11 protein-coding genes are annotated in these 16,015 nt (G+C 47.7%); 4 read left to right on the top strand and 7 right to left on the bottom strand.

The genetic code is table 11. The features are described from left to right. Positions 1-160 precede the first annotated feature (160 nt). The 4 genes from FSB84_RS06525 to FSB84_RS06510 all read right to left on the bottom strand — a co-directional run bounded on the left by FSB84_RS06525 (position 161) and on the right by FSB84_RS06510 (position 8,412). The gene (locus FSB84_RS06525) at positions 161-2,695 is read right to left on the bottom strand and encodes an RHS repeat domain-containing protein (protein ID WP_130542327.1); all 2,535 of its coding nucleotides are present in this window, start codon (positions 2,693-2,695) and stop codon (positions 161-163) included. Positions 2,696-2,906: 211 nt separating this feature from the next. Further along, a complete protein-coding gene (gene polA / locus FSB84_RS06520; RefSeq protein ID WP_130542328.1) occupies positions 2,907-5,750 on the bottom strand; it encodes a DNA polymerase I in 2,844 nt (947 codons plus the stop codon). A gap of 87 nt (positions 5,751-5,837) precedes the next feature. Beyond that, complete coding sequence (gene uvrB / locus FSB84_RS06515; protein ID WP_130542329.1) at positions 5,838-7,883, bottom strand: excinuclease ABC subunit UvrB; 2,046 nt, start codon at positions 7,881-7,883, stop codon at positions 5,838-5,840. 73 nt (positions 7,884-7,956) lie between these two features. Continuing rightward, positions 7,957-8,412, bottom strand: a complete 456-nt coding sequence (locus FSB84_RS06510; protein WP_130542330.1) for a methylglyoxal synthase — start codon at positions 8,410-8,412, stop codon at positions 7,957-7,959. Between the two features lie 140 nt (positions 8,413-8,552). Between FSB84_RS06510 and FSB84_RS06505 the strand changes: the two genes are divergently transcribed. Together FSB84_RS06505 and FSB84_RS06500 are read left to right on the top strand one after the other, a co-directional pair. Then, positions 8,553-9,188, top strand: coding sequence for a T9SS type A sorting domain-containing protein (locus tag FSB84_RS06505; RefSeq protein WP_130542331.1), 636 nt, complete (start codon positions 8,553-8,555; stop codon positions 9,186-9,188). Between the two features lie 372 nt (positions 9,189-9,560). Further along, complete coding sequence (locus FSB84_RS06500) at positions 9,561-10,043, top strand: hypothetical protein (protein ID WP_130542332.1); 483 nt, start codon at positions 9,561-9,563, stop codon at positions 10,041-10,043. 114 nt (positions 10,044-10,157) lie between these two features. Here the strand turns inward: FSB84_RS06500 and recA are convergent, their stop codons facing one another. Continuing rightward, positions 10,158-11,198 carry a recombinase RecA gene (recA, locus tag FSB84_RS06495; protein ID WP_130542333.1) on the bottom strand — a complete coding sequence of 347 codons (1,041 nt, stop codon included), beginning with the start codon at positions 11,196-11,198 and terminating at the stop codon, positions 10,158-10,160. A 453-nt stretch (positions 11,199-11,651) separates the two neighbouring features. Between recA and FSB84_RS06490 the strand changes: the two genes are divergently transcribed. Both FSB84_RS06490 and FSB84_RS06485 read left to right on the top strand, forming a co-directional pair. Next, positions 11,652-12,518, top strand: coding sequence for an OmpA/MotB family protein (locus tag FSB84_RS06490; RefSeq protein WP_130542334.1), 867 nt, complete (start codon positions 11,652-11,654; stop codon positions 12,516-12,518). 197 nt (positions 12,519-12,715) lie between these two features. After that, on the top strand, positions 12,716-13,594 hold the full coding sequence (locus tag FSB84_RS06485) for a LamG domain-containing protein (protein WP_158643799.1): 879 nt from the start codon (positions 12,716-12,718) through the stop codon (positions 13,592-13,594). 58 nt (positions 13,595-13,652) lie between these two features. Here the strand turns inward: FSB84_RS06485 and FSB84_RS06480 are convergent, their stop codons facing one another. Both FSB84_RS06480 and FSB84_RS06475 read right to left on the bottom strand, forming a co-directional pair. Beyond that, positions 13,653-14,330, bottom strand: coding sequence for an alpha/beta fold hydrolase (locus FSB84_RS06480; RefSeq protein ID WP_130542336.1), 678 nt, complete (start codon positions 14,328-14,330; stop codon positions 13,653-13,655). Between the two features lie 23 nt (positions 14,331-14,353). Then, positions 14,354-15,946, bottom strand: a complete 1,593-nt coding sequence (locus tag FSB84_RS06475; RefSeq protein WP_130542337.1) for a Na+/H+ antiporter — start codon at positions 15,944-15,946, stop codon at positions 14,354-14,356. Positions 15,947-16,015 lie beyond the last annotated feature (69 nt).

Raw genomic sequence — 16,015 nt, 5'->3', positions numbered from 1 at the left:
AAAGCCTTGTGCAGGCTGGTTTTCAACGTCTCCTGCACTTGTGTCAGCATCTGTGTAGCAGATTGATGAAATACTACCACAAAATGATGAATTGCGGGTAAAAAGAACCGCCGGAACCTAATGAATTCCGGCGGTTGCGTTTTATGTAAATAAGTCTTTATTATGATCTCGATGGTCTTCCACCACCACCACTTCTTTCGGAACCACCGCCGCTATTTGATCTGCCACTTCCCTGTGAACGGCTGCCGCCTCCTCCACTGCTTTCGCGTCTTTCCACTCTTCTTTCAACAGGAGCATGCTGACGGGCGGGTGGTGAATAGGTTCTGCCACTGCTGCCGCTGTTACTGCGTTCGGATGTTCTTCCTGAGCCGCCGTTGTTAGGGCGCTCATAGGTTCTGGCAGGCCTTGTAGCTTCGCGATTGCTGCCGTTGGAAGGATTATTATTGGGCCTTTCGTATTCTCTCCTTACAGGTTCGCGAGAGTTGCCGGGATTGGTTATGCGACCCGGAGTGCTTGTCCGGTTTTCGGAATTGCCAGGCGTGTAATTTCTTTCGGGCCTGCCGGGACTGGTTGTACGGCCGGGACGATTTTCGTTATTGTTACCAGGGCGCGTGTTGTTGTTACCGCCATTACGATTGTCGTTTCCTCCGGGATTGTAAGTCCTGTCAGGACGATTGTTGATATCCCTGTTCCTCGTGGTAGGATAATCGGTCCGGTTATTCCGGTTGTAATTGTAATCCCGTCCACCACGGTTATTATTATTGTTATTGTAGCGGGGGTTATCTCCACGATTGTAATCGCGGCCCGGCCTGTTGATATTATTATAATTGGGGTTGCTGGCGTAATCCCTGCGATTATTGTAACGATAGGTTGGCGCATAGCGCTGGTTATCGCGGGTAACAACATCGCGACGGTAATTATATACGTTCACGGTACGATTGGCGCGAACGATCACATTGCTCCTGTTGCTGTAATAGCGATTGTTGTAATAACCGTAAGGCCTTCCATGATAAACGGGCCTGTAGCAATAGGGCGCTCTGTAATAGCGCGGGCCCCACCAGCCGCCTGACCAATAGTTCCAGGGATTGTAGCTACCGAAACCAATACTGGCATGGAACCATCCTGCGTTATAGTTGAAACCAAAGCCCCATCCAAACCAGGGATTGTATCTAACCCTGTAACCCCAGGTGCAGGGGCGGGGATAGTAGTAATGGCCATGCCATGGACGGTAATAATATCCGGTACCATACACGATGGTAGGACCGTAAATGAATGCGTTGAGGTATCCCGGAGTGTAACCCATGTAAACATAATCGGGGGCTACATCATAGATGTACACATATTTGAGATTGTACACCGGATAACGGGCGGGGATAAGCGCAACCGAATAAGGTCTTTCCACAGCCACTACCCAGGGACCGTTTGCATAGCGGGATTGAAACCAAACTCCATTGTCAACAGAATAGTATCTTCCCTGCCACCTGAGTACGGAAGCGGGGGTATTAACGGCATAGGCAAGGTCTGTACCATCGATGTTTTCAAATTCGGGATCTCCGTCGTAGTCCACTTCGGCGCGAGCTTTATCGCGTTCTACTCTTGCTGTTTGCGGAACTTCGGCTTCACGAAGTGCATTCTGTGCAGCATCTGTTCCGGCAACACTAGCCAGTACATTGTCTTTGGGAGAACCTTCCGAGATCTTTGCAAAATCGGCGGGCAGGTTATCGGCAGGAACATAGCTCCAGGTGCCGTTCAGTGCTTTACTCTGGAACCAGCGGCCAGAGATCAGCACAAAGTATTGCTGGCTGCTGATGTCCATGAAAATATCATCATCTGAATTGGAAACGTAGAGGAGGCTGGTGCCTTCCACAGGTGAAAGATTGGCTTCACCTTTCGACTGGATCAATTCTGCAGGTTCAGTACTCACGATGATCTTGTAAATCGTGTTCTCATCTTTTTCCATTCCATTGTCGTCATTATCATCTTTATTGGCTTCCTGCACTGCCTGTTCGATCTTACGGAGATTGGAACCAACATTGGTGGAAAGAGAATAGGGTCCGTTCACGGTGGGAGCGGAGTACCAGTGTTTGCCACCATAGAGGTAGATCTTTCCGTCTTTGTTCTTCACGATGGTGAAGGGTGTGTTCACTACGGCTTCCACGCCCCAGTCGTCATTCTTCTTGAATTGGGGATTGCCATCGATGGACACCAACACTGAAGGAGTATTGGTATAGATCACTTTGGGAGCCTTGTTGTTGATTTCAGAGCTAAGCTGTTTTTGCTGTGTATTCAGTTGCAGTGATTGCTGTAGTTGATCATAGCGGAAGGAAATGTCGAGCGAAGGGATCTGCTTTTCGATCTGTTGTTTGATATCATCCAACTGGTCTTCGCTTACGTCTTCAGGTAATTTCAGGGAGCTGACACGGGCCGAAGTAATGTTGACCTTGTTGTTATTGGTTTCGGTAGTGGCTTTGATCCAGGCCATTCCGAAAACAGGTTCTGTTTTTCCGCTGGTGACTACCGAAACGGCAGCCCTGGCTTTGAGTGTATTGTCCGAAAATGATTCCGGCTGCCACTCATAGAGTTTCAGGTTGGCGCCCTGTGCTTCGATGGCCTTGGGCCAACTGGTTTGAGCCGTGGCGGGCTGCACCAGGGCAATTACTCCAAGAGCGCAAAGGAATGTATAAAGGAGCTTCATACCGGGAAAATTTAGGTTTTGGGAAATACCGAACTCAAGTTAGACAGTTCATATGGCAATTGTTTAATGAGTAAACGTCATAAACATGTTAAAACAACCGTCTGAAATGAATGCGATTTATCTCTTTATCTACACAAATTAGACGCCGGAGACTGTTAGGGGCTTGTAAATTCAAGCCCCTGATATTGTAAAGGAAAGTTAAGTATTGGATTTAGTGCGCTTCCAGCCAGTTTTTGCCACCTCCGATCTCCGCGAGTACAGGTACTTCATTGGGTAACGTAAGTGCTGAGCTCATACAATCCAGGATCAGCGGTTTGATGGTATCCACTTCTTCCAGTACGGCATCGAAGACCAACTCGTCATGCACCTGCAGGATCATCTTCGATTTGAATTTATTCTTTTTGAATTCGTGGTGCAGTTTGATCATCGCCAGTTTGATCATATCTGCGGCGGTTCCCTGGATAGGGGAGTTGATGGCGTTTCGTTCAGCAAAACCTCTTACTGTGAAGTTGGCGGAATTGATATCGCGAAGCCAGCGCTTCCTGCCCATCAAGGTTTGAACGTAACCGGTTTCACGAGCGAAGTTGATGGTATCATCCATGTATTTCTGGATGTTGGAGAATTGCTTCTTGTAATTATCGATGATCTCTTTGGCTTCAGTTCTGCTGATACCGAGATTATCCGCAAGTCCGAATGCTCCCTGTCCGTAAATGATACCGAAGTTCACGCTCTTGGCTTTGTAGCGCATTTCCTTGGTCACATCTGCTTCGTCTACCCCATACACTTTTGCAGCAGTGGCAGTATGGATATCCTTGCCGAGCTTGAACGCTTCGCACATGGCCGGGTCTCCGCTGATGGCGGCCACAATGCGCAGTTCGATCTGCGAATAGTCGGCAGAGAGGAGGGTATGGCCATTATCGCGGGGAATGAAAGCCTTGCGGATCTCCTTGCCACGGTCTGTACGAACGGGAATATTCTGCAGGTTGGGGTTATTGCTGCTAAGCCGACCAGTAACTGCAACAGCCTGGGCATACGATGTGTGCACGCGGCCCGTTTTGCGGTTGATCATCTGTGGTAGAGCGTCCACGTAGGTGGAGCGCAACTTGGTGAGCTCGCGGTAGGCCAGGATATCATCAACGATCTTATTCTGGCCGGCCAGTTTCAACAGCACATCTTCGCCGGTAGCATATTGACCGGTCTTGGTCTTTTTGGCCCTGGGATCCAATTGCAGTTTCTCGAAAAGCACTTCTCCTAACTGTTTGGGAGAACCGAGATTGAATTTCACTCCAGCCTGCTGGAATACGTTCTCTTCGGCCTGTTTGGCTTCCTGTTCAAGTTGAGATGAATATTCTTTGAGGAAGTCCACATCGATGCGAACACCTTCGAACTCCATATCGGTAAGTACTTTCACGAGCGGGTTCTCCACTTCACTGAATACTTTTTCTACTTCTTTGGTCTTGAGCAAAGGAGCAAACACCTGTTTCAATTGCAGGGTCACATCTGCATCTTCTGCGGCATAGTCTGTGATCTTCGACAATTCTACATCACGCATATTGCCCTGTGTCTTTCCTTTCTTGCCGATAAGTTCATCGATATGAATGGGCTCATAGCCGAGGTATTGCACGCTGAGCACGTCCATGCTGCGTTTGCCATCGGGTTCTATCACGTAATGGGCAAGCATGGTATCGAAAATATTTCCTTTCAGCTCGAAGCCGTACCATTTCAGTACGAGCATGTCATATTTGAGGTTCTGACCGAGCCAGATGATATTGGTATTGTCGAAAAGCGGCGCGAATTTCTTCAATAGCTTTTTCGTTTGTTCCTGATCGGGAGAGCAGGGAACGTAGTAGGCTTCTCCTGTTTTGTAAGAGAAGCTCATGCCTACCAGTTCGGCGTCATTGGCATCTAGATTGGTGGTTTCGGTATCGAAGCAGATCTCGGGTTGCTCCATCAGTTCTTTGATCAGGGTATCGATGGCGGCGTCTTCCGTGATGGCGCGGTATTGGTGTGCAGTGTTATGAATGGTCTTGCCGGCGTGCAGCGTTTCTGTGCTGGGTGCGCGGTCTTCATCGGTTGCTTCTTCTTCTTTCTTCCCTTTGCTTTTAGCTGCAGGCGTATCAACGGCATTGCCGAAGAGATCGGTTTGAACGCCCTGTGGAGCGGCTCCGGGAATTACATTGAAGCTTTCGCCGAGAATGCGTTTACCGATGGTTTTGAATTCGAGCTCTGAGAAAATTTCTGCCAGCAGATCTTTGTTGATCTCTTTTACTTTGAAATCTTCTGCGTGGAATTCAACGGGCACGTCTGTAATGATGGTGGCCAGTTTTTTGGAGAGGATGGCTGAATTAGCGCCATTGCGTATTTTTTCGCCGAGTGCGCCTTTGATCTTGTCTGCATTTTCGAGTACGTTCTCAAGAGTGCCATATTCTGCCAGCAGTTTGGCGGCGGTTTTCTCTCCAACACCAGGGATGCCGGGGATATTGTCCACTGCGTCTCCCATGAGCCCGAGAATATCGATCACCTGATGCACTTCTTTGATATTCCATTTTTCGCAAACCTCTTTGGCGCCGAGGATCTCTGCATCTCCGCCCTGGTAGCCGGGTTTGTAGATCTTGATATTGCCGTCAACGAGTTGACCATAATCCTTGTCCGGCGTTACCATGAACACTTCATAGCCTGCTTTGGCTGCCTGTTTGCTGAGGGTGCCTATCACATCGTCTGCTTCATAACCATCAAATTCAATCACGGGAATATTGAATCCGCGGATGATCTTTTTGATATCGGGAAGAGCAGCCTTGAGGTCTTCCGGCGCATCCTGGCGGTTGGCTTTGTATTCTGTGAATTCGGTATGTCTTTCAGTGGGAGCTGATGTATCGAAGCAAACGGCCATATGGGTTGGCTTCTGGTTGTTCAGCAGATCGAGTAATGTATTGGTGAAGCCGAACTGTGCATTGGTGTTCCTGCCTTTGGAAGTGATCCTTGGGTTGCGGATCAATGCATAGTAAGCACGAAATACAAGCGCCAGTGCGTCGAGAAGGAATACTTTTTGCCTCATGCTGCTAAGTTAACAACAAAGGCGATCCGATTGCTCAGGAATTTAGTAAGCTTTTTGAACTGGCGGAAGTTGGGAAAAGAGGGGCTATCACTGCTTCATTTCTTCCAGTTGCTTTTGCAGCGCAAACATTTCGTCCCTCAACCTGGCGGCTTCCATGAAGTCCAGGTCCCTGGCAGCTTTTTCCATTTCTTTCTTCACTTTGCCAACGGCTTTTTCAATTTGTGGAATGGTTTTATATTCTACCTGTTCCTCAGCGGCGGCAGAAAGACGGACTATATCTTCGCCAGGCATGATCCGCAGCGGGCTGTCGGGGTCATAACCTTTGACATCGATTACGGAGGTTTGTGCAATCACCTGCTCTATGGATTTGGTGACTGTTCTGGGAGTGATATTATGTTCGAGGTTGTACGCAACCTGTTTTTCACGGCGACGTGAGGTTTCGTCCATAGTGCGCTGCATACTTTCTGTGATCTTGTCTGCATAGAAGATAACAAGACCATCCACGTTACGGGCTGCGCGTCCTGCAGTCTGTGTGAGGGAGCGCTCATTGCGGAGGAAACCTTCTTTGTCTGCATCGAGAATAGCCACCAGCGACACTTCCGGAAGGTCGAGGCCTTCACGGAGCAGGTTCACGCCCACGAGTACATCGATCTCTCCGAGCCTGAGCTGGCGCAGGATCTCAACGCGTTCCAGTGTGTCCACTTCGCTGTGAATGTATTTCGATTTGATATTGATGCGATGCAGGTACTTGTCCATTTCCTCTGCCATGCGTTTGGTCAGGGTGGTAACCAGTACGCGGTCTCCTTTCTTCACGCGCTTATCGATCTCGTCCAGCAGATCATCGATCTGATTTACACTCGGACGAACCTCGATGGGAGGATCGAGCAATCCTGTTGGCCGCACGATCTGTTCGGCCACAACACCGCCTGTCTTTTCAAGTTCATATTCTCCGGGCGTGGCTGATACGTATACAACCTGATTGGTGAGCGATTCAAATTCGTGGAAATTGAGTGGACGGTTATCGAGTGCGGAGGGAAGACGGAATCCGTAATCAACCAGCACCAGCTTGCGGCTGCGGTCGCCGCCGTACATACCGCTGACCTGCGGAATGGTTTGATGGCTTTCATCGATGATCATAAGGTAATCATCCGGGAAATAATCGAGCAGACAGAATGGGCGGGTACCTGGAATTCTTCTGTCGAAAAAGCGCGAGTAGTTTTCCACGCCATTGCAATAGCCGAGCTCACGGATCATTTCCACATCATAGTTCACACGTTCACCAAGCCTTTGTGCTTCGATGAACTTGCCTGTTTTCTTGAAATATTCCACTTGTGAATTGGCTTCGTCCTGTATCTCGAAAAGGATCTGTTGAATGATGTCTTTGGGCGCCAGATAAAGGTTGGCAGGAAAGATGGCGGCTGTTTCCTTTCCTGCGATACGTTTACCTGTTTTGATGTCCAGCGTTTCGATGGTTTCGATCTCATCACCGAAGAAGGTGATGCGAAGGCCCTGATCTAGGTAAGGCAGGTTGATGTCTACTGTATCTCCTTTCACACGGAAGGTGCCCCGCGTGAATTCCGTTTGTGTGCGATTGTACAGTGCATTCACCAGTGCATGCAGGAAACCCTGACGGGAAATGGATTGTCCGCGATTGATGCGGATGATCCCGCTTTCGAGGACCTGCGGATTACCCATACCATAGATACAGCTTACGGAAGCCACAACGATGATATCACGTCTTCCTGAAAGTAACTCAGAGGTAGCGTGAAGCCGGAGTTTGTCCAGCTCATCATTGATGCTGAGATCTTTTTCGATATAAGTGTCAGACACGGGCATATAAGCCTCGGGCTGGTAATAATCGTAATAGCTCACGAAATAGCCAACGGCATTGTCTGGAAAGAACTGTTTGAACTCTCCGTACAGCTGGGCTACGAGTGTTTTGTTATGTGTGAGCACCAGTGTAGGACGTTGTACCTGCTGGATCACATTGGCCATGGTAAAGGTTTTACCACTACCGGTGACACCGAGCAGCACCTGGTGTTTCTCTCCATTCTGTATGCCTTCGGTCAATTGACGGATGGCTTCCGGCTGGTCGCCCGCCGGAGGAAAGGGGGTGTGTAAATTGAATGCCATAAGTAAAATGGGTAACCGGCAAATTTACGGAGCATTTACCCGATTGCCGGAAGCTATAGAAACATTAACAAACTCAATCGATCTTTCGTTTAAGGTAGGTGGAATAATCCGGAATATTGAGCGTGTATTCAGTCTGCATCAGGGGTGAAGTCAGCACAAAGTCTGCCGTGGAGCGGTCGCAGGCCATGATGCAATTCCAGGCCATCGCGATTCGGAGCAGGGCTTTTACGTCGCTATCATGAGGTTGTGCTTCCATGGGGTCCCAGAAGAAGATCAGTACATCGATCTCTCCACCTGCAATCATGGCTCCGATCTGCTGGTCGCCGCCGAGCGGTCCGCTGAGCAGTTTCTTTACGGGCCTGTCGAGCTGATCCTCCATCAACTTCCCCGTGGTTCCGGTGGCAATCAGTTCATGTTTGGCCAAAACCACTTTATTGAATTCAGCCCATTCTATCAGGTCTTTTTTCTTATTGTCATGCGCTACGAGAGCGATCCGTTTTCTAATGTTTAAGCGTCGGGTCTTGATCATGCTTAAAGGTACTGATAAGCGTCATTTTGAAGAAACTTTAACTGTAATGTAAAAATTTTGAAAGGTTTGGCTTCGTTTTCAACAGCCGCGGCACAGATATTGTAAATAAGCTGTTCCCTGAAAATTCAAAGCTTGAACCTATGGTCAAAAATCTGATGTTCTGTTTGTTCCTTGTATTGGGTGGTGTAGTTGTACTGCAGGGGCAGACTGTACCGGCATCAGATGAAAGGTCTTTACTGGCAGAGGGAGACGATTCTTCTGTTCAGGTGACCAACCTGGCCGCGATCGTAAAGGAGAGAACGAAAGTGTTGTTGAACTGGCGGCTGGCGCGCATTGAGGGCGCTGCGTTTGTGGCGGTAGAAAGAAGTGTGAATGGTCGAGATTTTGAAATGGTGGCCTTGCTGAAGCAACCGGTTTCGGGGGATTGGTATGAATGGGTAGATGATTCTCCCGGAAAGGGCCGCAATGCCTACCGGATCAAACATGCTGGAAAGAGTGGGGTAGACCAGCACTCGCTGATCGCTTCCACCCTGATTGCCGGTGATATTTCCTTCAAGTTTTACCCCAACCCTGTAGATAATATTCTTATCATCCGTTCCGAGCATGCTTCAGATGTGCAGATCATCGATGCCCGGGGCGTGATCCGGCTCAGTCAAAGCGGTTTTCATGGGTTGCAGACCCTAAATGTGAGTTCCCTGGAAAAGGGGGTGTACATTTTACGCGTAAACAACCGGGTTACCGGTACTATAAGCCAGGAAAAGCTATTAAAAAATTGATCTAGATCAATTCGGCATACCTTTTTTAGGATTACCACAAAATGGTATTGCAGAAATGAAAATTCACCCTTATTTTTACCTCGGTTTTTCATAGGATATTGGATTTTAAAGCGGGGTTGAATGTCTATTCAGACCCCTTTTTTATTTCTGTTACTTTCTCTATTTTTGATCAATCATTTCCCCCTCTAATACTGTGAAATAAAGTACTGTGCTGCATTTGGCAGCTATCCCTGATGTATATGCGAAAAATGGTTTGGTTCTGCGGATCTCTGAAAGATCAGTATGCTAAACTGGTGTAAGTGGGTTACAATCATAATTCCTTTGGCCTGGCGAGCGATGATTTTTTATCATTACATTCTAAAAATCAATTATATGAACAGGAGAAATTTTCTGTTTCAATCCGGAATGATCGCTCCGGCGGTTTTGCTGATGCCGGACCTGGTGGTGGGGGAATTACAGCAGGATGATACCGATCTTGTAATTGTACAGGCTGGCGCTGGCCGAGTGCAAACATTGGTGGAACAGTTCCGTCGTTCCGGCAAGCGGTTGAAGGAAGTGAGTGTAGTACAACTGGCGTCGATCGGCTGGAATGGCAACCGGTTCAGGGTAAGTACTAAAAGCGGTTATTCATTCACGGTAAAGAAGCTGGTGATCAACAGTTCGTATATGGTAGACCGGGAACGGGGCCTGGTATTGATCCCATCTGCGCCGAAGGCGATGGAGATCAGTTTTGAAGGAAGGGGAGAAAGCCGGACCATGCCTTATTTCTGGGCGGTGAAAGGTAAGAGTCTGCAGGATGTGCAGATAGAGAGTTTCCTGAAACAGAATGTGGGAGGCTTTATGTGTGTTGCTTAGTTCTTCCTGTATATAATATGTATAAAAAGAAAAACCAGCCAAAGAATTGGCCGGTCCTACTATTTACTAACCCATCATAAAACTATCTTTTGAATGCAGGGTTGATGGGATACTTTAGTTAGCGTCCTGCATTTCTTTAATTTTTTCGCGGATCTTTGTTTCGATCTCCATTGACAGCTCAGGATTATCGATGAGCAGTTGTTTCACTGCATCGCGGCCCTGGCCGAGTTTATCGCTATTGTAGCTGAACCAGCTACCGCTTTTCTGTACGATTCCCAGCTCCACGCCCATATCGAGGATCTCACCGGTTTTGGAGATACCTTCTCCGAACACGATATCGAATTCTGCTGCGCGGAAAGGAGGAGCTACTTTATTTTTTACCACTTTCACTTTAACACGGTTACCGATTGCTTCATCTCCGTCTTTGATCTGCGCCATACGACGAATGTCGAGGCGGACAGATGCGTAGAACTTCAGGGCATTACCACCGGTAGTAGTTTCGGGGTTACCGAACATCACACCGATCTTTTCACGAAGCTGGTTGATGAATATGCAAATAGTATTGGTCTTATTGATAGTGGCGGTCAGTTTACGCAGTGCCTGAGACATCAGGCGGGCTTGAAGACCCATTTTGCTGTCACCCATTTCGCCTTCCAGTTCACCTTTTGGCACCAGTGCGGCTACGGAGTCAATCACCACCACATCCAGTGCTCCGGAAAGGATCAGGCGGTCTGCGATTTCGAGAGCCTGTTCACCATAGTCGGGCTGAGAGATCAGGAGATTGTCCACATCCACACCTAACTTGCGGGCATAAGCGCTGTCGAATGCGTGCTCTGCGTCAATGATGGCGCACATACCGCCTTTCTTCTGGGCTTCAGCGATCGCATGGATGGCGATGGTTGTTTTACCGGAAGATTCAGGTCCGTAGATCTCGATGATACGTCCCCGTGGGAAACCGCCAATTCCAAGCGCTGTGTCCAGACCGATAGAACCGGTGGATACTACTTCATGCGGGTCCTGGGATTTTTCGTTCATCATCATTACACTGCCCTTTCCAAAATCCTTCTCAATCTTGTCTATGGTCAGTTTAAGCGCTTTCAGCTTTTCGCTGTTGCCGCCGGTACCTGCTGCTTCTTTCTCTTTATCTTTTGACATAATGGGTGAGTTTTTAGTAGTTATTAGTAGTGATCGATTGCAATTCAAATGTAGGTGAAAAATCCGAATTGCAAACTAATTATTTTAGCAAAACGGCACTAAATTTTTTGGAGGCGATATTTTCGTTGATCCTGAATATAATATTATGATGAAGTATTGCGTTTGTGCAGCAGAAAATTGTAGAGTACCAAACTGTACCACTTCATATGATGATCCCTTCTAATGGAACCTGTAATTTATCAATACTGCATGGTGGAGCTGTGAGTCTTTTCATGAATTCAGCAATTAAAATGACCTTAAAAAGAACACTTAACTAATTGTATAGTAACAATTTTCTTTCGTTCAATTAACTTTGGCAGCCCAGACAGGCACGATGCTTGCTAAACCTAAAAACCAACAGGCGATTGCAGTACTGCCCGGCCGGATGTATATTTCTCATTCAAAACAATTAATATGAAGCCCAGACAAGTCTTATTAGTAGCGATGTCCCCTATCCTCCTTTACTCTTGCGTTAGTAAAAAGAAATTTGCCGCTGAGCAAGCTAAAGTAGCTGAGCTCACAGCAGCCAACACCAAACTCACAGGCGACCTCAAAGGTTGCGAAGACCTCAAAGCTGAAGCTGCACGTAAAGCTGAAGCCCTCCAGAACGAGATCGCAGCCCTCAACAAACAAATCGATTACCTGAAAGAAAACAATACTACAGCCCTGAAACAACTGCAGGATCTCTCCGTGATCTCCAGCTCTCAGGCTGAAAGCATCCGCAAATCTCTCGACAATATGGGTGCTAAAGATGCTTACATCCAAACTCTACAGCAGCAAATGGCTAAGAAAGACAGCCTGAACATGCAACTGGTGATGAATCTGAAAGGTGCTATCGGCAACCTGGACGACAAAGACATCAACATCAAGGTTGACAAAGGTGTTGTTTACATCGACATCTCCGACAAACTCCTCTTCAAGAGCGGAAGCTATGACGTTACCGATGCAGCCAAAACTGTATTGGGCAAAGTTGCTACCGTGCTGAAAAACCAACCTGATATCGACTTCATGGTTGAAGGCCATACAGACAATGTTCCTTTCTCCCGCGGCGTACTGGTAGACAACTGGGACCTCTCAGTTAAACGTGCTACTTCCGTTGTTCGCGTTCTGCAGAAAGAATACGGTCTGGAGCCTGCCAAAATCACTGCTGCCGGCAGAGCTGAATACGTTCCCGTTGGTGGTAACGATACCGTTGAAGGTAAAGCTGCAAACCGCAGAACACGTATCGTGATCCTTCCTCAACTGGATCAGTTCTTCAAACTGCTCGAAAAGAAACCTTAATAGCAGCAGATACTGAAAAAATTTACATATCCGGTGGTTTTGCAACTGCCTAACAAAAGCAAAGGCTGCGCTTCATGTGCAGCCTTTGCTTTTGTTGGATTTATTACACAGATAGTAAACCGAACTGCACACTTATCCATTTCAATCATAACCCTCAGCCTCCAAAAGCTACATTTGCCCCAAATAAACCCCAACTCATGAAAATAGTTTCGTGGATCTCAGGAAGCGCATTTGCTCTGATCATGCTCTTCTGCACTACAACCCCCATGACCTCCTGTATCAAAGAAACGATCAGGGATACGGTTACTATCAAAGACACCATTACAATCAAAGACACTGTGACTATTCCCTGCGAGTGCGATGACGAAGAGGATCTCAAAAGAGGACTCATAGCTTATTACAACTTCAACAACGGTACACTCAACGATAGCAGCGGAAAAAACAACCATATTGTTTTCAATAATGCTGTTAAGACCATCGACAGGATGGGAAGACCAAATAACGCCTATCTTTTTAATGGCACTTCCAGTTATATGCAGGTAACCAACAGTGAGTCCCTGAACCCCGGCAGCGAAATCACCATGATGGCCATTATGAAAGTGAATGGCTTTTATGCCGGGCAATGTAAAAGCAACCAGATCTTTGGTAAGACCAGCTATTATAGTGATTATGTTAACGGCGCATACGTTATGCGCTTTACACCTGCAGACTTTATTTGCTCCTCTCCGCTGGATACCGAAAATGAAGTTTTCAATATTGGTTATGGTGACAGGGATTCCTATCCGGAAAAATCAGCAGGAGCAATCTCGGATACCCTTAAAGTGAAAACCGACCAATGGTATACATTAATCTATACTTATAAAGAGGGAGTTTCCAAATTATACGTTAACGGTAAATTGATCGATGAACGTCAACATACAGCTGTTTTCACTCCTAATATGAACGATCTGTTTATCGGAAAATGTGAGGGTAGCAGTTATCCTTTTTGGTTCAATGGTGTGATTGATGAGATCAGACTCTATGAAAGGGCGCTTTGCGAAACAGAAGTAAAAGTGCTCACAAATCTTGCTAAATAACAGGATCTGCAAATAAATAAAATTGCACCGGCCCAGATATGGCCGGTGCAATTTTTTATTAGCCTATCAATGATATAAGCATGTTCAAGTCCACCTGCTCCAACGGATGCGGCGTTCCGGGCAGCACACAAAGCCGGGCACTGTTAGCGGGAAGTGCCCTGAACACTGCAATAGTTTCTTCCAGCGTCACCATCCGGTCTTTATCTCCCTGGATCAGCAGGGTTTCTGTCTGCACCTGCGGGTAGTCCTCAGCACCCAGGATATTTCGGTTGCCCAGTTTCGTTAGCATGACGCCTGTCTTTCTCAATACTTCTTTCCAGTCGTTTGGTGCGTGCATTTGTTGTAATTGTTCTGCGAAGGCCGGCGCCTTTTCCAGGATCACATTGGCATCGAAGCTGCGCTGTTGTTTGGCCGCAATGGTTTCGTCCCAATGGAACTTGGTGGCCAGTGTGATCAGCTTGCTGATCCTGCCGGGATGATGCCGGGCAATGTACATGCCTACATAACCACCCAGGCTGTATCCGAATACAATGGGAGATACGAGTTGACGGACATCCAAAAAGGTCAGCACCTGTTTTGCAAAGAGTTCGATGGAAAAAGCTTCGGGCATGGGCTCGCCACCATGTCCACTGAAATTGATAGTATGGACCGAATAAGTTTTGCTCAGCGCATCTGCCAGCGACTGCAATTGAGATGCAGCACCGGTAGCGCCATGAAGTAATACGATTGACTGCATATGAAAGCGGTTAGATTTTGCCGTTATTTCCTTAGCCTTGCTTCCTCCAGGTCAAGCTCCTCTTCTTTTTTACGGATCAGTTCTTCGGGGTATTGATTTTCGTGGCGCATTTTGTTCAGCTCGATCCTTCGTGCATGCACCAGCTCCAGCAGCATATCGCGGTATTTCGGAAGGAACTCGGGGCGTTTTTTGAGCTCCTCTTCTTTTTCCAGTTTTCGGGCTGCGATCTCCGACATCCGTTTGTAGCGATCGCGTAGCCTGGTAAAAGCCTCGATGCTGTTGGCTTCCGTTGAATAATTGTGCTCGATATGGTCCAGCGCCACCGAAGCCAGTCGCAGCCGGATCTCCTGTTCCTGAGCATGCTCATCTTCCGGCACTTCGATCTTCAGCCATTTGAGCACAAAAGGCAGACTGAGCCCCTGGATCACCAGCGTTACCAGTATCACAGAAAAAGTGATGAAGAGGATCAGGTTCCGGTAAGGAAAGGCGGATCCATCCGATATCGTGAGCGGAATCGACAATGCCGCAGCCAGCGAAACAACTCCTCTCATGCCGCTCCAGGCAACCAGGAAAACGCTGTTGGGTGTGGGCCTCACTTCTTTGGTCCGGATCCTTTTACTAAGCATCCGCGGAACATAGGCGCCGGGGTAAACCCAGAGTATCCGGATAATAATGGTAACCAGACTGATCACCACTGCATACTTGAAGGATTGCAACATGGAGTTCTCTTCCAGACCTTCCACTATTCCCGGCAGTTGCAATCCTATCAAAATAAATACAACACCGTTCAACAGGAATACAAGCGTATTCCAAACACTGGTGGTCTGGATCCTTGTATTGTAAGAAAACACATCATGCGACCGCCAGCTCATGAACAATCCGCCGCTCACAACTGCCAATACGCCGGAGAAATGAAAATGCTCCGCAGCGATATACATTAAATAAGGAGAGATCAAAGTGATGGCGGTATCGATACTGGCTGTAGTAGGAAGAAAACGGTGAATGAGATATTCGATGAATGCGATCAGCAGTCCGATCACAATACCCATCAGTGACACCAGCACAAATTCAGCTCCTGCTTTCCACAGCACGAACTGACCGGTAAGCATAGCCGCAAGTGCAAATCGGAAAACGATCAGTGATGAAGCGTCGTTCACCAGGCTTTCACCTTCCAGGATGGCGATGGCCCTGCGCGGTACTTTCATTCCCTGCAACACACTGGTGGCGGCAATTGCATCGGGAGGAGAAACGATGCCGCCCAACAAAAATCCCATGGCCAGTGTAAATCCGGGTATCATGGCCTGTGCTGTAAAAGCGATTGCGGCAGATGTGAAGATCACCAGCCCGATCGATAACAATCCTATGGGCCGGCGGTTGGCCCAGAAATCATTCCAGGATGTATTCCATGCCGCTGAATATAATAATGGAGGAAGAAAAATGATGAAGACCACTTCCGGCTCCAGGCTCACTTCCGGAATGCCCGGCACCAGGCTGATCAGTAGCCCCGCAATTACCAGGAAAATGGGATAGGAAACACGCAGTTTCTGGCTCAACATGCTCAGCATCGACACCACAAAAAGCAGTGACAAAATCAACAAAACATTATTCTGCAGCATGACTACAAGATATAGAAATCGCAGGGAAGAAATTCAACAATCCTGTAGAATGATCCCATCAACCGGGCT

The sequence above is a fragment of the Pseudobacter ginsenosidimutans genome, assembly GCF_007970185.1.
GTDB lineage: Bacteria > Bacteroidota > Bacteroidia > Chitinophagales > Chitinophagaceae > Pseudobacter > Pseudobacter ginsenosidimutans.
This window is presented reverse-complemented; position numbering and strand designations above follow the sequence as displayed.